This is a genomic window from Planococcus dechangensis, from assembly GCF_042654465.1.
In the GTDB taxonomy this organism is placed as follows: domain Bacteria; phylum Bacillota; class Bacilli; order Bacillales_A; family Planococcaceae; genus Planococcus; species Planococcus dechangensis.
Genome location: NZ_JBHSGL010000005.1, coordinates 1,422,470 through 1,438,855, shown reverse-complemented (window position 1 = coordinate 1,438,855; position 16,386 = coordinate 1,422,470). Strand labels below are relative to the sequence as shown.

Genomic DNA, 16,386 nt, shown 5'->3' with positions numbered 1-16,386 from the left:
GTGGTAAAAATGAAGAAGATGCTATTGATGTTCGTTTTACTTTCGATGATGGTTTTGGCTGCATGTTCCATGGACGCACCAGGTTCAGATTCTGAAGAAACAACTGGCGGCGAGGAAGCGGCCGGCGATTTCACAATCGGTTTTTCTATCTCCACCTTGAACAACCCGTTCTTCGTCACATTGAGCGAAGGAGCGGAAGCAAAAGCTTCAGAACTTGGAGCGAGCCTTTCCGTTGTCGATGCACAAGATGATGCATCGAAACAGGCAAGTGATGTAGAAGATTTGATCCAGCAAGGCGTAGACTTGATCTTGATCAACCCGGTCGATTCAGAAGCGGTGGCTTCTGCAGTCCAATCGGCAAACGGCGCAGATATTCCGGTTATCACAGTTGACCGCAGCGCTGAGAGCGGAGAAGTTGTTTCCCATATTGCATCGGATAACGTAGCAGGCGGGGAAATGGCTGGGGAACATTTGCTGTCGCTCGTCGGTGACGGTGCGCAAGTAGCAGAGCTTGAAGGCGTCCCGGGATCATCCGCAGCACGTGAGCGCGGAGAAGGCTTCAACAATGTAGCAGCGGACAGCTTGGAAGTGGTCGCAAAACAAACAGCGAATTTCAACCGTGCAGAAGGCTTGTCGGTTATGGAAAATATTTTGCAGGCCAACCCTGAAGTAACAGGAGTGTTTGCGCATAACGATGAAATGGCACTCGGTGCACTGGAAGCGATTGAAGCAGCCGGCGCGGATGTTACGGTTGTCGGATTTGACGCTACAGACGATGCCATCGCAGCAGTAGAAGAAGGACGACTTGCAGGAACGATCGCTCAAAAGCCGGAAATGATCGGCGAGATGGCTGTGGATACAGCAGTCCAGCATTTGAACGGTGAAGAAGTCGAAGCTTCGATCCCGGTCGAGTTAGAATTGGTTCAATAATATACAGAAAGCCCGCATGGACGATTTGTCCGTGCGGGCTTTTGTAGTTGATGCCAACTAGGCTGAAAGAACGTGAAGACAAGAAAACGGTTAAGTTCAATGAATTTCATTTGGGTTTTTTTACTAGTAATATAAAATAGTAGTAAGACCATAGTTCTGATTATTCAGGTATCAGAAAATTCCCTCTTTTTATGTGGTACATTTTAGCAAACGCATATTAGGAGGAAATTAAATGGCAAAAATGAAACGATGGAAAGCTGCGAGCCTGCTTGTAATCGCAGGGATATTAGCGGCATCTCCACTAGGAATGGGGAGTGAAGGGCAAGTGGTTGGGGCAGATGATAAGTATGCAGTATTGACTGGTGAAATCAATGAGATTTTACAAGATGAGCGCTTGAATGGAGCGCTTGCCGGAGTGAGTATCCGGAAAGCGGACAGTGGAGAACAGATTTACGATCATTTTGGAGATACAAGACTGAAGCCAGCCTCTAATATGAAGCTGTTTACGATGGCGGCCGCACTTGAGAGTTTGGGTGAAGATCACCGATTCTCGACAGAAATACATACAGACGGTCAGTTAAAAGGAAAAGTTTTGCACGGCAATTTATATTTAAAAGGGAAAGGCGACCCGACTTTACTTGAGGAAGATTTCGAGCGTTTTGCTGAACAACTGAAATCGCAAGGCATTCAAAAAGTGAAAGGCGATCTATTCGGTGATGACAGTTGGTTCGACGATGAGCGTTTGTCTGAGGATATGACTTGGAAAAACGAAGTTTATTATGTCGGGGCACAAGTGTCTGCATTGACAGCTTCTCCAAATATGGATTATGATGCAGGATCGATCATTGTTGAAGCAAATGCAGGAGCTGCAGCAGGTGACGAAGCAAAAGTTACGCTGTCCCCGGAAACCGATTATGTGACCGTTGTGAATAACGCGAAAACTGTTGCTTCGGGGGAGCCGAAAACCCTTAGCATCACGAGAAAACATGGTACGAATGAAATCGTGGTCGAAGGCAATATCCCGGAACAAGGCAGCCGTACGCGCGAATGGATAGCGGTCCATGAGCCATCAGGCTATGCCCTCAGCTTGTTTGATAAAGCACTTAGGAATGCAGGAATCGATAGGATCGGTCAGTCCGCAACAGCAATGAGCGTCACGCCGGACAATAGCCGCCTGCTGGTGGAACATCAGTCGATGACACTGTCGGAGCTGTCTATTCCATTTATGAAACTGAGCAATAATGGGCACGGAGAAGCCTTGGCGAAGCAAATGGGCAAAGTCATAAATGGCGAAGGCAGCTGGACTGCTGGAATTGACGTGATGGAGTCGGTTTCTAGTAGCCTCGGCGTCAATATAGGCACAGTTCAATTGCGCGATGCTTCTGGAATGTCCCATGTCAACTTGATTCCGGCGAACGAGATATCGCAATTATTATTTGCGGCACAAAGCGAGCCGTGGTTTGATACGTTTCTGGCGTCGCTCCCGGTAGCTGGCGCAGCGGAACGTTTGGTTGGCGGCACATTGCGCAACCGGATGAAAGGGTCGGCAGCAGAAGGCAACGTACAGGCGAAAACCGGCAGCCTGTCGTCGGTGTCATCTTTAGCCGGCTATGCCACAACGAAAGATGGCGATCGCTTGATTTTTACAATTGTCCTGAACAATCATTTGTCGTCCGTCACAACGATTGAAAATGCCATAGCCGAAGCAATTGCCGGTTATCAAAAAGAATAAAGTATGAACGATTCTCAACAGCCAAGAAGACCTCGAGTCTTCGGCTGTTGTTTTTTGATGGAAAACATTGGATAGCTCTTTTCATTCAGAAAAAACTTCTGTATGGTAAATATATTCAGTATTCAAACAACTTAGGAGTGATGAGAATGAGACCAATCATAGGGATAACGGCTTCAATGGAATTGGGAAAAGATGAATATACGGTGGAGCTAGCGGATACCGAAGCGATTGTCCGAGCCGGTGGTTTGCCAATCATGCTGCCGCATATTACGTCCGCAAAAGAGCTCGACGAACTAGCGGAGCATATCGATGGCTTGTTCCTTGCGGGGGGCTATGACATCGATCCGACCTTGTTCGGCGAGGAACCGCATCCAGGACTCGGAGTAATCATTCCTTCGCGCGACCGCTTTGAACTCGAGCTGCTGGAAAAGGTGATGGAGAAAAACAAGCCAGTGCTGGCGATTTGCCGAGGTGCCCAAATTTTGAATATCGCAGCGGGCGGGGATATGTACCAAGACACACCATCCCAGCTGTCGGGCAATTTGCTTCAGCATCAGCAGCGGGCACCGAAAGAACACGGGTCGCATTTTGTCGAAGTGCAGGAAGGGTCGCTATTGCACCGGTTGACCGATTCGCTGAAACTGAAAGTCAATAGCCGCCATCACCAGTCGAACCGCCAAGTTCCGGATAGTTATATCATTTCGGGAATCGCAAGCGACGGGGTCATTGAGGCAATCGAAAGCAAAGAGCATCCTTTTGTGCTTGGCGTACAATGGCATCCTGAAAATATGGCGCGAACAGGCGACGCGGCATCCCTGCGCATTTTTGAGGGCTTTGTTCGTGCCTGCACGGAAGAAGGGGATGAGTAGTGCACATTATCGATACGCATTGCGACGCACTCTTAAAGCTTCAAGTGAGCAAGCGCAACGAGCTGTTTCGCGGCAAGCCGTTGGATTACAAAGATGCAGATGAACTCGACAGCAACTATGAGCGCTTGCAGCAAGGGGGTGTGAAAGTACAGTTTTTCGCGATATTTGTCCATCCTGAGCTTCCGGATAACGAAAAATGGCAGCATGCTTTGGAACAGGTTGATTTATTTTACAGTGAAGTGCTCGGGCAGCCGCTGATGAAACACATCCGGAAATGGAGCGACATCGATGATTTAAAGCCTGATGAAATTGGAGCTGTGCTTGCGCTTGAAGGAGCGGATGCTTTCGGCAACGATCTTGCGAAACTGCGTCATCTGTACCGCCTTGGCGTGCTGTCGCTTGGATTGACATGGAACTACGCCAATCTTTGTGCGGATGGCGTCGGGGAACCGAGAGCAGGTGGTTTGACGCTGCTCGGCAAACAAGTCGTTGAACTTAATAATGAGCACGGCATTTTTACCGATGTGTCGCATTTATCACCGGCTGGGTTTTGGGACGTGCTTGAGCTTGCCGATTATCCGTTTGCGAGCCATTCGAACGCCAGGAAATTATGCGATCATCCAAGAAATCTGGACGACCGGCAAATCGAGGCGATGTTTGCGCATGGCGGCTTGATTGATGTTGTGTTTTTTCCGGACTTTATCATCCAAGAAAGAAAATCGGCAGAAATCGATGACTTGCTGCGCCATATCGACCATATGTGCGCACTTGGTGGCGAACGGCATGTCGGGGTGGGCTCAGATTTTGACGGCATTTTCACTCATGTCGAGGGGCTCGATAATGCATCATTTTTCCCGCGTTTGATCGATGCATTGCAAAAGCGCTATACCGAAACGCAAGTGGAAGGCTTTGCATACCGCAATTTCTTGGAACACCGCCCCGGCGTCTTGAAGAATCTATCGGGATAAATAAAAAAAGCCATCCGCTTTTTTTGAGCGGATGCCTTTTTGATTTAATACTTATTCATTGATGACTCGGTATCACCGGATTCTGCAACTTGCAATTTACTTTCTTCGGAGTCTTGTGCGGCATGTTTGTGACGATGAAGAATCGCATTGATTTCAGCACCGACCACAAGAATCAAACCTGTCAGGAAGAACCAAAGCATCAAGATGATCAAACCACCAAGGCTTCCGTAAGTGGCGGAAAAGTTTCCGAAGTTCGAAACATAGAAAGAAAATCCTAGAGAAACAAGCTGCCATAATACTGTGGCAATAAATGCACCGACAAGAACTTCTTTGAACGGAAAGTGCTTATTTGGAGCGAATTTGTAAAGGCAGGCCAGTACAATGCTCATGACTACAATGGAAATCACCCAGCGAAGAACTTGGAAAATGATTTCAGTTTGCTGAGGCAAGTTGAGGAACTCAGTGATCGTATTGATGATGGCACCGCCAAAAATCGGCAAGACAAGTGCCACAATGACAGCAACTAACATGAAAATCGTCAAGATGATCGCCATTCCTTTTTTCTTGATGAATGAGCGGGTCTCTTCTACATCGTACGCTTGGTTCGTTGCGTCGATAAACGCGGTCATGGCGTTGGATGCAGACCACAGCGTACCCAAAATACCGAAAGTCAGCAGGCCGCCAGATGGTGTCGTCACGACACTGATGATGGTTTCTTCGAATGTAGCTGCGACTTCGCCCGGCAGGATGCTGCCGATGAAATCGACTACCCGTTGCGGGTCAAGCTGCAAATACGGCAGGATGGCCAATAGCAAAATTAATAAAGGCACGATTGCTAAAAGATAGTAATAAGCTTGGGCTGCCGCAAGTGTCGTCGCATTGTCTTTTTTGAATTCTTGGCCAAATTCTTTGGCATAAGACGTCACTTTGCTCATATAATTAACCTCCATTTTTCTGATAGTTAATTAATGTATGCCCAATTCTATGGGAGCTTAACCCTAAAAAAGAGAAAAAGACTGCAATCTGCCGGCTGCCGCCATAGGCTAATCCAATAGGCGAACACCGTGGAGGTCCGAAAAAGCGATTCGTGTGGATGAGCTGCCTGTAGTCACTTCGATCACTTGGTGGGCAATGTCAATTGCTGTAACAACGCCTAGGATCAGCGTCCGGCGGTTGTGCCAATAGCGGATTTCGACTGTACATTGGCGTCTGTAGGCGATGGTAATTTCCTCCTGCAATAAATTAAGCTCCTCTTCATCAAGCTGCGGCTTTTCTTTGGACGGGTCTGCTGCTTCCCATTCGCGCAGCATGCGCACGTGTTCGGGAAGCATGAGCGATCCCCATTTCAGTTGCCCCCGGTCCAACACCTTGCCTTTGACGATCAAATTTTGATTTTTTTTCATCTTCATCACTCCTTTCAAGAAATAAGAACACTTGTTCTTATCGTAAAGAAAGAATCGACAGCGGTCAATCACTCTTTTTTTCATGAATCAAAAAAAACAGAAATGCCCGGGGGCATTTCTGTTTATGCATCTGTGGTTGGCGCTTCTAATTTTTCGAAAGCGACCTTTAAAATATGATGGTTTTCCATGGCGATGATCGACCATTGGTATCCGTCTTTTGTAAACGAATCTCCGGTTTCAGCTTCAATAAGCTGGTGTTGCATCCAACCGGCAATAGTATCGATTTCTTCGCTATCGGCAAACCTTAAAGCGAATCGTTCTTCTAAATCCTTCAGCAGGACACGGCCATTTACGACATAACGGTTGTCGTGTTCTTTTGTAATTTCAGCTTCTTCATCTTCATCAAACTCATCGCGGATTTCCCCGACAATTTCCTCGAGAATGTCTTCCATCGTGATCAAGCCGGATGTGCCGCCATATTCGTCGATAACGAGTGCGATGTGGGTGCGGTCTTTCTGCATTTTCACGAGCGCCATTTGAAGCGGCGTCGTTTCGTGGAAATACGGAAGCTCGTGAATCAATTCCATCAGCTGGACATCGTTATAGATGGCGTAATGCGTCAAAACTTCTTTGGCATTGATAAAACCGATCAGGTCGTCTTTGTCGCCGTCACGTGCAATCGGATAGCGCGTAAAGCGATGTTCGCGAAGTTCCGCAAGCAACTCCTCTGTCGATAAATCATCCGCAAAGGCGACCATTTGCGTGCGTGGAATCATCACATCTTTGGCGCTGCGCTCGTCAAATGCAAAGATATTCTGCATATAGGAAAGCTCAGTTTGGTTGATTTCACCGCTTTGGAAACTTTGCGCCATGATGATTTTCAATTCTTCTTCGGAATGGGCTTGTTGTTCTCCAGCAGGTTCGACGCCGAACATGCGAAGCAGCAAACGCGCGGAGCCGTTCAAAACGAAGATGAACGGGTACATAATCTTTCCGAAAATATAGAGAGCAGGAGCAAGTGTCAAAGTCATCCGTTCCGCAAATTGAAGTGCCAGCGATTTTGGTGCCAGTTCACCGATGACGACATGCAAAAATGTCACGAGTGCAAAGGCGAACGCAAATGACACGATTGTTGAGACGGCTGAAGGTACGCCGAGCGATTCGAACAGCGGGTGCATAAGCCGTTCAACGGTCGGTTCCCCGAGCCACCCAAGGCCAAGAGCGGTCACGGTAATGCCGAGCTGGCAGGCGGATAAATAATAATCCAGGTCGCTGACGACTTTCTTCACAAGGACGGCCCGTTTATTGCCTTCATCGATCAATTGCTCGATACGTGACATGCGGACTTTGACCACTGCAAATTCCGTTCCGACAAAAAATGCGGTTAATGCGATGAGTAATACGAGAAGAGCTAAATTCAATAAAAGTATGGGGTCCAATAAATTCCCTTAAATAAGGGATTCACCTCCGGAGTATTTTCTTCTAATCTATCATAAATCGACCAATAGTGCTGAGGAATTACATCAATGCGCTTCCAGAACGCGTTTAGTGATTTTGCGAACATCGATTGCCGTATCTTCTGTCATGATGTCATCGAGTATCACTTCACGGAAATAAGTAACGCTGGCAGTGAGCGGCAGATCAAGAATTTTACTGAGCGCGATCCGGTACATTTTTAAAAATTCCTTGTCGGTGTTGCCGCGTTTCAGTTCGGCGAATGCTTCATAGAACTGGTCGAGTTTGTCCGCGAACTCCAAAAGGCGCCCTTCTAACGATTCGTCCTTGCCTTCTTTCATGCGGTCGAAAAACACTTCCTGGAACTCTTCCGGAATTTCCTTTAAGATGAATTTTTCCATCATGCCTTCTTCGACTTTGGCGAGAATCTCCTTGAGTTCAGGGGAGGCGTATTTCACGGGGGTTTTGATGTCCCCAATAAACACTTCTGCAAAGTCATGGTTGATGGTGCGTTCATAAAGCGATTTCCAATCTACGGGGCGCCCTTCGCGTTCTTCAATGGTAGCGAAGAACATTGCATACTGGCTGACTTTCCAGGAATGGGCGGCTACGTTGTGTTCTTCAAATTTAAACCTTCCGGGGGCACGGATGATTCGCTCTAAATCATTCAATGAGGTAAAAAAGCGGTGAATTCCCATACTAACGACTCCTTTTGCGATTTCCTTGCCTTCAGCATAACTGAAAAACGGTATAATAGAAATGAAAGCGTGTGAATGACGAGGTGACAAAGGCAGCGCTTCGTCGATTGCCTAGCCCAAGCCGTAAGTAAATCATGAGATCAATTTTTTGAGGCTGTTTTGCAACAGATTTGCACGAATTGACACATTTGAAAAAGGAGCGTAAGCAGCTATGACAGGACAAACACACATCACCGGCGGCATCGCAGCAAGTCTGGCATTTGCGCAAATCACTCATTACGAACCTGTACTTTTATTGATCGGCGGCGTGGCAGGGGCATTGATTCCCGACGTGTGCCACGGATCCAGCAAAATCGGCAGAAAGCTGCCCATCTTATCGAAACTGATCAGCACTATATTCGGGCATCGGACTTTTACGCATAGCCTGCTGTTTCTCGTTCTGGCGACTTTATTGTTCCAGGCCATTTTGCCGAATGAGGCGCTGGCTGCCGGTATTTTAGTCGGCATGATCAGCCACATCATCCTGGATATGGCGACCAAGCGCGGCGTGAAGCTGTTATTCCCGTTGACACTGACCGTGCGTCTGCCGATTACTACGTCAACAGGAAGTTTTGCAGAACATCTGGTGTTCGTTGCCTTATCGGTGCTTTCGGTTTATTTCGGCTATGATTTATTCATTTCAGCATAAAGCGTTTTAAGCGAAGTTCTTCGGGAATAGACAGTGTAAACAGTCTAAAGGAGGAAGCGCAATGTCTAGAGATGATTTTTCAAAAGATGCCAATCCGTCCTCAGGCGGTGACCGAAGAAAGCGTGAGGAATTTGAAGGAATTGATCAGGAGTCACGGGAAGATGGCGAAAAGATGAGTAAAGAAGGCGCACATAGCAACACAGGTGTGGGCGATGAACGAAACCCGATCGGTGAATCGGAAGAAAAATAAGAAGAATTATTGAAGAGCTGCCGAATGTGATTCGGCGGTTCTTTTCTTTGCTATACAACATGCGTCGGCAGGGGGACTTTCATGAGTCTCGCCAACAACACATTGTTTCCGTATACAATGTAAAAGTAAAAATCTGTAAAGCATGTCCTTTTCTCACTTGTTATGGAAAATAAAACACGCTACACTGAGAAAGGGAAAATAGTTTAAAAATTCATACTTTATTTAAGAGGAGGCTGTTATGATTTCAGCGACGTGGAACTGGATGTGGGAAAAACATTACCAGGCAAAAGATATGATGCGCTTTTTTGCAAAGCCTGGCTCGGTGCCGAACCCGGACGATCGAGACCGCGCAGAAGACGCGGGTACATATGATGAACGTTTTAAAAAGAAAAGCTACAATACGCCTCAGCTGATCGGCTTAGCGGCTGGTCCTTTACTATTTATTTTGACCATGCTGTTTTTTAACCCAGAAGGCTTGCCGCCGGAAGCTAAAGCAATTCTAGCGAGTACATTGTGGATTGCGACGTGGTGGATCACCGAAGCGATTCCGATTCCGGCAACGTCTCTTTTGCCGATTATTTTGTTTCCGCTTTCAGACGGTTTGGACATTGGGGAAACGACCTCGGCGTATGGCAACGATACAATTTTCCTCTTCATGGGCGGGTTTATGATTGCCCTGACAATGGAAAAATGGAATCTTCATAAACGGATCGCATTGACGATCATTTCTGCGATCGGCACCAATACCGAGCGGATCATTCTCGGCTTTATGGTGGCAACAGGGTTTCTGTCGATGTGGATTTCCAATACCGCGACGGCGATGATGATGGTACCGATCGGTCTTGCAATCATTTACCAAGTGTCGGAAGCACTCAAGGATGACGACTCGATCGATACATCCCAAGGGAATTTCGGGTTCGGCAAGGCGCTCATGCTCGGGATTGCCTATTCTGCCTCTTTAGGCGGTATTGCGACATTGATCGGCACACCTCCGAATACGCTTCTCGCAGGGGCGGTCAACGAAATCTATGGTATTGAAATCAGCTTTGCGGAGTGGATGCTGTTCGGTGTACCACTTGCTTGGATTTTTATCTTTATAGCATGGTTCTATTTGATCAAAATCGCTTATCCGCTGAAATTAAAAGAGTTGCCTGGTGGAAGCGGTGTCATCAAAGAACAAAAGAAGGAGCTTGGCAAAGCGTCTTACGAAGAGAAAGTGGTCTTCACTGTTTTCTTGCTTGCTGCATTTGCTTGGATTACACGCTCGTTCTTGCTCGTCGACTTTTTGCCTGGCTTGAACGATGCGATGGTCGGTTTGATTGCGGCAATGATTTTGTTCGCTATTCCTTCGAAAACCCGCTTAGGCGATAATTTGCTGGACTGGGCGACGGCTGTAAAACTGCCATGGGGAATTTTGCTGCTGTTTGGCGGCGGCTTGGCGATTGCGGCAGGGTTTACCCAGTCAGGCCTGTCCGAGTGGGTCGGCAGCCAATTGATCGGTTTGCAAGGCGTCAATGTCTTGATCATTGTGCTGGTCGTAGCAGCATTTGTGTTGTTCCTGACGGAAATCACGTCGAACACGGCGACGGCTTCGATGATGTTCCCGATCATGGCTTCACTAGCGGTAGCGCTCGGGATTCACCCATATGCTTTGATGGTGACTGCTGCTGTGACGGCATCTTGTGCGTTCATGCTGCCGGTCGCGACACCACCGAATGCGGTCGTGTTCGGCTCGGGCTACTTGAAGATCATCGACATGGCACGAACCGGCTTTATACTGAACGTATTCGGGATTATCTTTGTCGGCCTAGCCGTTTATTACTTCTTGCCGATTGTATGGGATATCGATTTACTAACGACTCCAGAAAGATTCCTGGAATAAAACAAAAAGGCTGTCGAAAAACCTAGACAGCCTTTTTGTGTTTCGCTCCAGCTGGACGCTTTCCGCGGGCACGGCTTCAGCCGCTTCCCTCGCTGCGCTCAGTCCAGGGTCTTCAGCTCGCGCTGTTCCCGCTGGAGTCGCCAGCTTCCGCTCCACTACCCCGGTTAGAGTCGAGCCTGTATATCTCCAAATACCTAAATATTTCCATGTATTTTTTATACAGAGAAGAACCCATTTTTGATAAAATATAAAAGAATTTAGACTTACTCAACACATTTAGAACCGCCTCATGAAAATGAGGCGGCTCTTTTTCTGTACCAAGTAACAATCAATACGTAGACGGCGGGCATCGCTGCACAAAACAGGATGAGCACTTCCCAGCCGAACTGTGTCCAAATCGGGCTGAGCATCGAGCTTCCGGCGGCTACGCCGATATAATATGAGACCAAATAGAGACTAGAAGCGCTGCCTTTATGGTGGGTCGCTTGCATGCCGACCGAAGCGGCGGTCAGCGAGTGGGCGGTAAAAAAGCCGAGGCATGTGATGCATAAGCCGAGCGTGACGATCCACAAAGCCGGAGCCAGTGTCATTAAAATGCCCGCAGACAGGACGAACACGCCGATGATGCGAACGCGCCGCAAACCGAAAGCTTCAGCCGTCCGCCCGGCAAGCGGAGATCCGATGGCGCCGATGCCGTAGGCGAAGAACAAGTAGGAGATGGCTTGCAGCGACATCGAGTAGGGAGGCGCCTGCAAATGGAACGGCAAATAGGTCCAGACGCCGGTAAAAGAAATTTGGAGAATGGCGCCTAGCCCGAACACGACAAGCAATGCGGGGTTTTTTAAATGGAATAAAAATCCCTCGATGTCTTTTGAGAAAGTTAAATGGCTTGCTTCAAAATGGCGGGAGCGCGGCAGCAGGAACAGCACGGCGACAAACAAGGCGATACCTGTTATGCCGAACGCCAAAAACGTGAACTGCCATGAAAACGCGTCGGTCAAAAATCCAGCGAATACGCGGCCCAGCATGCCGCCGAGTGCGTTGCTCGATATGTATAAAGCGGTGGCATAGGCGATATTTTTACGGTCGATTTCCTCGCTGATGTAAGCGAGCGCAGCGGCTGGGACACCAGCTAGCGCAAATCCTTGGATAAAACGCAAGATCAGGAATAAGGTGAACGACTCAACGAACGGAAGAATGAAAAATGGAATAGCCGAACCGAGCAGTGACCAGATGATGTACGAATGCCGGCCGTTACGATCGGACAGAAAACCGAGCATGATCAATCCTGCAATCACTCCGATGATGGTCAGTGACATGGATAGGCTCGAAGTGGCGACGGATACATCGAAATCCGTCACAAAAACCGGCAGCAAAGGCTGGACGACGTAAATATTGGCGAAGATGAACAGCGAAGCCAAGAGCAGGCTTGCGATGATTTTCCAGAATCCCCGGTCACGTACCGTATATTTGCGGTTTTCCATAAGAGCGTATCACTTCCGTTTCGTGGGTGCTTGATTGTTTCCCATTCTACCATTCATCAGTAAAATATTGTAAAGCTTTAACATAAAAAAACCCCCGCATAAATTATGCGGGAAGCTGTTAAAGCTTGTCGAAATACGCAAGAATTTGTTTGCGAGAAGGCTCTTGCAGACGATAGCGCAATTCTTTGTTTTGGGTGTTGACGAGATGATAGGCCGGGTTTTCGACAATTGTAAACTTCCAATGAGGTTTTACATTTTTTTTCTTCAATTGAAGTTCAGGAGGCATCATTTTATCTATAAAACTCTCCAGTTTAGCCATGAGGAATGTATCCATGTATCGGACAATAACAAACCCTTGGTGTTTTTCTGGGTCGTATTTTGACAAATTATACTCGCTGACATCAAAGCCCTTTTCATATCGTTGAACAGACGGTGAAAGGACGAAAAAATCTTCATTGTAAAAAACATTTGAGTTGCCGAATTGTTTGAGGCCCAATTCCTCAATCAAAAGATCCTTATTGACCAAATTCATTTCGCGCGCAGTAGCCATGCAATTCCTCCTCATTTCCTTATAGTCTCTCTATTATACCATTCTTTTGGCGCAAACGCTGTAAGGGCGGTCTAATAGGTAGGAACAGCTAATTCGTAGAAAAGTTTGAAAAATCTGTTATATTGAAAGTGACAATATCGATTGTGCGAGGAGGTAAGTGTAATGTGCGGAAGATTTGCGTTATATGCGGATTATGAAGATTTGCTAGCGAGGTTCGATATAGGGGAATCGGCGTTGGATAAAAGCATATACGAAGCCAATTATAATGTGGCCCCTTCCCAACAGATTGTGGCAATTATCAATGACGGAGAGACAAACCGCCTAGGGTCGCTGCGCTGGGGGTTGATTCCCTCTTGGGCGAAAGACAAGAAAATCGGCTATAAAATGATCAATGCACGAGCAGAGACAGCGGCAGAAAAACCAAGCTTCCGGCATGCCTTCAAGAAAAAGCGCTGCTTGATTCCGGCCAATGCTTTTTACGAATGGAGAAAAGATCCAGCGGGAAAAACGCCGATGCTCATCCATCTGGCGTCCAACGAGCTGTTCGCTTTTGCAGGGTTATGGGAGTCATGGACCGCCCCGGATGGCGAACTGATCCATAGCTGCACAATTTTAACGACTCAGCCCAATGCATTGATGGCGGACATCCATGACCGCATGCCGGTGATTTTGACGAAGCAAGCGGAAAGCGTGTGGCTCGATCCAGCTATTCAGGATCCGCAAGTATTGCAGGAACTTATCAAGCCTTACGAATCGGGAGAGTTGCAAGCTTATCCGGTGTCCGAAGCAGTGAACTCGCCGAAAAACAATGGGGCGGAATTGATCCGGGAAATCAATTGACCTACTAGACGTGAAAGGGGAGGGAAATAATGAAAAGCGGACTGATTTTGGAAGGCGGCGGCATGCGCGGCGTATACACGGCAGGTGTTTTACAGAAATTTTTGGAAGAGGACTTGTTTACGGATTATGTCGTCGGTGTTTCTGCCGGTGCTTGCAATGCGGTTTCGTATCTCTCCCGGCAAAGCGGTAGAAACCGTGAAGTGATGATCGACTACGTGAAGCACCCTGATTATATTTCAGTGAAGAATTTTTTGAAGAAACGTGAATTGTTTGGCATGAATTTAATTTTCGATGAGATTCCGAATCGGCTCGTCCCTTTCGATTACAACGGATTCGGCGCAGCCGGCGAGGAATTCGTCGTCGGTACGACAGACTGCATGACCGGCGAAGCGGTTTATTTCCATAAGCCCTTATCGCCGGAAGAGCTGCTCGCAGTCGTCAGGGCGTCCAGCTCATTGCCGTTCATGTCGAAGCCTGTAGAGTACCAAGGCCGCCTATTGATGGATGGTAGCCTGGCGGATCCGTTGCCGATCAGACGTGCGATGTTAGACGGCGTCACGAAGCCGATTATTGTTTTAACGCGCGAAAGCAGCTACCGCAAACGACAGACGCCGCTGGTTCGGATCGCCCCGACATTTGCGCGTCAGTATCCGGGGCTTGCTCGGGCGCTCGAAGAACGCCAGCGCGTCTATAATGAATCGCTCGCACATATTGAAGCCTTGGAACAACAGGGGCGTGCCATTATCGTACGCCCGCGCAATCTGCACCGCCTGCGCGGCATCGAACGGGACCAGGAGCGGCTGGCAGCCTTGTATGTCCAAGGCTATCGCGATGCAGAACTCATGGTGCCGCATGCCAAGCAATTTATCGCTTCACCTACTACTTTAACTTTAGAAAGGAGTTCATGATGATTACCACAATAGACCACAGGGACGAGTCTACAGCCAAGGCGATTCAATCAATCCAACGGCCGGCATATAGGATTGAAGCAGAATTGATGGGGTTTGACGGCATTCCCCATATCACGGAGACCGTGGAGGAAATCCAGCAAAGCAGTGAAATTTTTCTCGGTTTTATGGATGGTTATTTAAAAGGGTTTATCTCGTACAAAGAACAAGACGGCATCGTAGATATTTACAGGCTTGTCGTCGATCCGATTCAATTTCGGCAGGGCATCGCCCGTCAATTGGTCGATCAATTGCTGCACGAGAAAAAGGCTGCCGAATTCATCGTCAGCACCGGCACCGCCAATACGCCGGCACGCAAGCTTTATGAATCATTCGGATTTAAAGAAGAAGAGACGTTTGAAGTGGCGGACGGGGTAACGTGTACGCAGTTTCGTTTGACGGCATAACAACTCAGCGCCTGTACAGCGGTTTTCCGCAGCAGGCGTTTTTTTGTGTGCAAGCACATTTATTTATTTTTAATTCGAGATAATATAAAATGAAGAAAGTGGATATGTCCCTGTCCGCACAAAAGGAGGGCAATTCAGATGATCAAAAGTTTACCGCGCATCAATGAATTATCAAAAAAAGCGCGTCTTCACGGTTTGACTCATGCCGAAACGCTAGAACAGCAAACACTCCGAAGTGAGTACTTGCAAGCGATCCGCGGCCAAATTGAGATGACGGTAACCCATATGACAGTCATCGATCCGCTTGGCAAAGACGTCACGCCAGCTAAAGTCAAAGCATTAAAATAAACGCAAAACGCCAATTAGCATTTTAGAGAGGAAGAACATAGATGAGTGATTATTTAGTAAAAGCTTTAGCTTACGACGGCCAAATTCGGGCCTTTGCTACACGCACGACGAAAACAGTAGGCGAGGCACAGCGCCGCCATTATACATGGCCGACCGCATCGGCAGCGCTCGGCCGTTCGATGACGGCAAGTGTCATGCTCGGGGCAATGCTCAAAGGCGAAGAGAAATTGACAATCAAAATCAACGGCGGCGGCCCAATTGGCACGATTCTCGTCGATGCCAATGCTAAGGGGGAAGTGCGGGGCTATGTCTCCAATCCGCAAACGCATTTTGACTTGAACGAATCCGGCAAACTCGATGTCCGGCGGGCGGTCGGGACACAAGGGACACTGACCGTCTCCAAAGATATCGGGATGGACCATCCGTATGTCGGACAAGTGCCGATCGTCTCGGGTGAACTCGGCGACGACTTTACCCATTACATCGTCACGTCGGAGCAGACGCCGTCTTCCGTCGGTGTCGGAGTAATCGTCAATCCCGATAATACGATCCTCGCGTCAGGCGGGTTTCTGATTCAGCTAATGCCAGGGACCGATGAAAAAGTAATCAGCCAGCTCGAACAGCGGCTAAAAACAATTCCAACCATTTCGAATATGGTGCGCAATGGTTTGACCCCGGAAAATATTCTAGAAGAAGTGCTGGGCAAAGAAAACGTCAAAGCACTTGATACGATGCCGGTCCATTTTCAATGCCAATGCTCGCGCGAGCGCATCCACAACGCAATCCTTGGCCTCGGTCCGGTAGAAATCGAAGACATGATCGTTACCGACGGGCAAGCAGAAGCGCAATGCCATTTTTGCAATGAAAACTATGTCTTTACGAAAGATCAGCTTCAAGAAATGCTGGTGTGACCGATTTTAAAGCCTGCGGATCAT

General features: G+C 47.9%; 18 protein-coding genes. 12 read left to right on the top strand and 6 right to left on the bottom strand.

Annotated features, from left to right (window positions below; translation table 11 throughout):
* Positions 1-9: 9 nt before the first annotated feature.
* From rbsB to ACFO5U_RS10220, 4 genes are all read left to right on the top strand, one after another.
* Positions 10-930 carry a ribose ABC transporter substrate-binding protein RbsB gene (gene rbsB, locus ACFO5U_RS10235; RefSeq protein ID WP_377278937.1) on the top strand — a complete coding sequence of 307 codons (921 nt, stop codon included), beginning with the start codon at positions 10-12 and terminating at the stop codon, positions 928-930.
* A gap of 232 nt (positions 931-1,162) precedes the next feature.
* The gene (gene dacB, locus ACFO5U_RS10230; protein WP_377278935.1) at positions 1,163-2,662 is read left to right on the top strand and encodes a D-alanyl-D-alanine carboxypeptidase/D-alanyl-D-alanine endopeptidase; all 1,500 of its coding nucleotides are present in this window, start codon (positions 1,163-1,165) and stop codon (positions 2,660-2,662) included.
* A 146-nt stretch (positions 2,663-2,808) separates the two neighbouring features.
* Positions 2,809-3,531 (top strand): gamma-glutamyl-gamma-aminobutyrate hydrolase family protein, encoded by a 723-nt coding sequence (locus tag ACFO5U_RS10225; protein ID WP_377278933.1) that lies wholly within the window; start codon positions 2,809-2,811, stop codon positions 3,529-3,531.
* Positions 3,531-4,499 carry a dipeptidase gene (locus ACFO5U_RS10220; RefSeq protein ID WP_377278931.1) on the top strand — a complete coding sequence of 323 codons (969 nt, stop codon included), beginning with the start codon at positions 3,531-3,533 and terminating at the stop codon, positions 4,497-4,499. Before ACFO5U_RS10225 ends, ACFO5U_RS10220 begins: the two co-directional genes overlap by 1 nt.
* A 44-nt stretch (positions 4,500-4,543) precedes the next feature.
* On the opposite strand, the gene ACFO5U_RS10215 is transcribed toward ACFO5U_RS10220, so the two are convergent.
* The 4 genes from ACFO5U_RS10215 to ACFO5U_RS10200 form a co-directional block, all read right to left on the bottom strand.
* The gene (locus tag ACFO5U_RS10215; protein WP_377278929.1) at positions 4,544-5,434 is read right to left on the bottom strand and encodes a YihY/virulence factor BrkB family protein; all 891 of its coding nucleotides are present in this window, start codon (positions 5,432-5,434) and stop codon (positions 4,544-4,546) included.
* A gap of 108 nt (positions 5,435-5,542) precedes the next feature.
* On the bottom strand, positions 5,543-5,902 hold the full coding sequence (locus tag ACFO5U_RS10210; RefSeq protein ID WP_377278927.1) for a YolD-like family protein: 360 nt from the start codon (positions 5,900-5,902) through the stop codon (positions 5,543-5,545).
* 122 nt (positions 5,903-6,024) lie between these two features.
* Complete coding sequence (locus tag ACFO5U_RS10205; protein ID WP_377278925.1) at positions 6,025-7,341, bottom strand: hemolysin family protein; 1,317 nt, start codon at positions 7,339-7,341, stop codon at positions 6,025-6,027.
* A gap of 84 nt (positions 7,342-7,425) precedes the next feature.
* Entirely contained in the window at positions 7,426-8,055 is a 630-nt protein-coding gene (locus ACFO5U_RS10200) for a YfbR-like 5'-deoxynucleotidase (protein ID WP_377278923.1), read from the bottom strand.
* Positions 8,056-8,266: 211 nt separating this feature from the next.
* On the opposite strand from ACFO5U_RS10200, the gene ACFO5U_RS10195 reads away from it, so the two are divergent.
* The 3 genes from ACFO5U_RS10195 (at position 8,267) to ACFO5U_RS10185 (ending at position 10,875) form a co-directional block, all read left to right on the top strand.
* Positions 8,267-8,743, top strand: a complete 477-nt coding sequence (locus ACFO5U_RS10195; RefSeq protein ID WP_377278921.1) for a metal-dependent hydrolase — start codon at positions 8,267-8,269, stop codon at positions 8,741-8,743.
* A gap of 61 nt (positions 8,744-8,804) precedes the next feature.
* Entirely contained in the window at positions 8,805-8,993 is a 189-nt protein-coding gene (locus ACFO5U_RS10190; RefSeq protein WP_377278919.1) for a hypothetical protein, read from the top strand.
* Positions 8,994-9,231: 238 nt separating this feature from the next.
* A complete protein-coding gene (locus ACFO5U_RS10185) occupies positions 9,232-10,875 on the top strand; it encodes an SLC13 family permease (RefSeq protein WP_377278917.1) in 1,644 nt (547 codons plus the stop codon).
* Positions 10,876-11,162: 287 nt separating this feature from the next.
* Here the strand turns inward: ACFO5U_RS10185 and ACFO5U_RS10180 are convergent, their stop codons facing one another.
* On the bottom strand, positions 11,163-12,359 hold the full coding sequence (locus tag ACFO5U_RS10180; protein WP_377278915.1) for an MFS transporter: 1,197 nt from the start codon (positions 12,357-12,359) through the stop codon (positions 11,163-11,165).
* 118 nt (positions 12,360-12,477) lie between these two features.
* On the bottom strand, positions 12,478-12,909 hold the full coding sequence (locus ACFO5U_RS10175) for a hypothetical protein (protein ID WP_377278913.1): 432 nt from the start codon (positions 12,907-12,909) through the stop codon (positions 12,478-12,480).
* A 162-nt stretch (positions 12,910-13,071) separates the two neighbouring features.
* Here ACFO5U_RS10175 and ACFO5U_RS10170 point away from each other — a divergent pair, with 162 nt between their 5' ends.
* The 5 genes from ACFO5U_RS10170 (at position 13,072) to hslO (ending at position 16,362) form a co-directional block, all read left to right on the top strand.
* Complete coding sequence (locus ACFO5U_RS10170; RefSeq protein WP_377278911.1) at positions 13,072-13,749, top strand: SOS response-associated peptidase; 678 nt, start codon at positions 13,072-13,074, stop codon at positions 13,747-13,749.
* A 29-nt stretch (positions 13,750-13,778) separates the two neighbouring features.
* Positions 13,779-14,657 carry a patatin-like phospholipase family protein gene (locus tag ACFO5U_RS10165; RefSeq protein ID WP_377278909.1) on the top strand — a complete coding sequence of 293 codons (879 nt, stop codon included), beginning with the start codon at positions 13,779-13,781 and terminating at the stop codon, positions 14,655-14,657.
* Positions 14,657-15,103: a GNAT family N-acetyltransferase gene (locus ACFO5U_RS10160; RefSeq protein WP_377278907.1), complete on the top strand. Its 447-nt coding sequence runs from the start codon at positions 14,657-14,659 to the stop codon at positions 15,101-15,103. Before ACFO5U_RS10165 ends, ACFO5U_RS10160 begins: the two co-directional genes overlap by 1 nt.
* A 138-nt stretch (positions 15,104-15,241) precedes the next feature.
* Positions 15,242-15,451 carry a DUF896 domain-containing protein gene (locus ACFO5U_RS10155; protein ID WP_377278905.1) on the top strand — a complete coding sequence of 70 codons (210 nt, stop codon included), beginning with the start codon at positions 15,242-15,244 and terminating at the stop codon, positions 15,449-15,451.
* A gap of 41 nt (positions 15,452-15,492) precedes the next feature.
* Positions 15,493-16,362 carry an Hsp33 family molecular chaperone HslO gene (hslO, locus tag ACFO5U_RS10150; protein ID WP_377278904.1) on the top strand — a complete coding sequence of 290 codons (870 nt, stop codon included), beginning with the start codon at positions 15,493-15,495 and terminating at the stop codon, positions 16,360-16,362.
* The last annotated feature ends 24 nt before the right edge of the window (positions 16,363-16,386 follow it).

Bases quoted from the DNA above. Each gene is read 5' to 3' on its own strand.
- rbsB (WP_377278937.1), top strand. From the start codon at position 10: ATGAAGAAGATGCTATTGATGTTCGTTTTACTTTCGATGATGGTTTTG.
- dacB (WP_377278935.1), top strand. From the start codon at position 1,163: ATGGCAAAAATGAAACGATGGAAAGCTGCGAGCCTGCTTGTAATCGCA.
- ACFO5U_RS10225 (WP_377278933.1), top strand. From the start codon at position 2,809: ATGAGACCAATCATAGGGATAACGGCTTCAATGGAATTGGGAAAAGAT.
- ACFO5U_RS10215 (WP_377278929.1), bottom strand. From the start codon at position 5,434: ATGAGCAAAGTGACGTCTTATGCCAAAGAATTTGGCCAAGAATTCAAA.
- ACFO5U_RS10210 (WP_377278927.1), bottom strand. From the start codon at position 5,902: ATGAAAAAAAATCAAAATTTGATCGTCAAAGGCAAGGTGTTGGACCGG.
- ACFO5U_RS10200 (WP_377278923.1), bottom strand. From the start codon at position 8,055: ATGGGAATTCACCGCTTTTTTACCTCATTGAATGATTTAGAGCGAATC.
- ACFO5U_RS10195 (WP_377278921.1), top strand. From the start codon at position 8,267: ATGACAGGACAAACACACATCACCGGCGGCATCGCAGCAAGTCTGGCA.
- ACFO5U_RS10190 (WP_377278919.1), top strand. From the start codon at position 8,805: ATGTCTAGAGATGATTTTTCAAAAGATGCCAATCCGTCCTCAGGCGGT.
- ACFO5U_RS10185 (WP_377278917.1), top strand. From the start codon at position 9,232: ATGATTTCAGCGACGTGGAACTGGATGTGGGAAAAACATTACCAGGCA.
- ACFO5U_RS10180 (WP_377278915.1), bottom strand. From the start codon at position 12,359: ATGGAAAACCGCAAATATACGGTACGTGACCGGGGATTCTGGAAAATC.
- ACFO5U_RS10175 (WP_377278913.1), bottom strand. From the start codon at position 12,909: ATGGCTACTGCGCGCGAAATGAATTTGGTCAATAAGGATCTTTTGATT.
- ACFO5U_RS10170 (WP_377278911.1), top strand. From the start codon at position 13,072: ATGTGCGGAAGATTTGCGTTATATGCGGATTATGAAGATTTGCTAGCG.
- ACFO5U_RS10165 (WP_377278909.1), top strand. From the start codon at position 13,779: ATGAAAAGCGGACTGATTTTGGAAGGCGGCGGCATGCGCGGCGTATAC.
- ACFO5U_RS10160 (WP_377278907.1), top strand. From the start codon at position 14,657: ATGATTACCACAATAGACCACAGGGACGAGTCTACAGCCAAGGCGATT.
- ACFO5U_RS10155 (WP_377278905.1), top strand. From the start codon at position 15,242: ATGATCAAAAGTTTACCGCGCATCAATGAATTATCAAAAAAAGCGCGT.
- hslO (WP_377278904.1), top strand. From the start codon at position 15,493: ATGAGTGATTATTTAGTAAAAGCTTTAGCTTACGACGGCCAAATTCGG.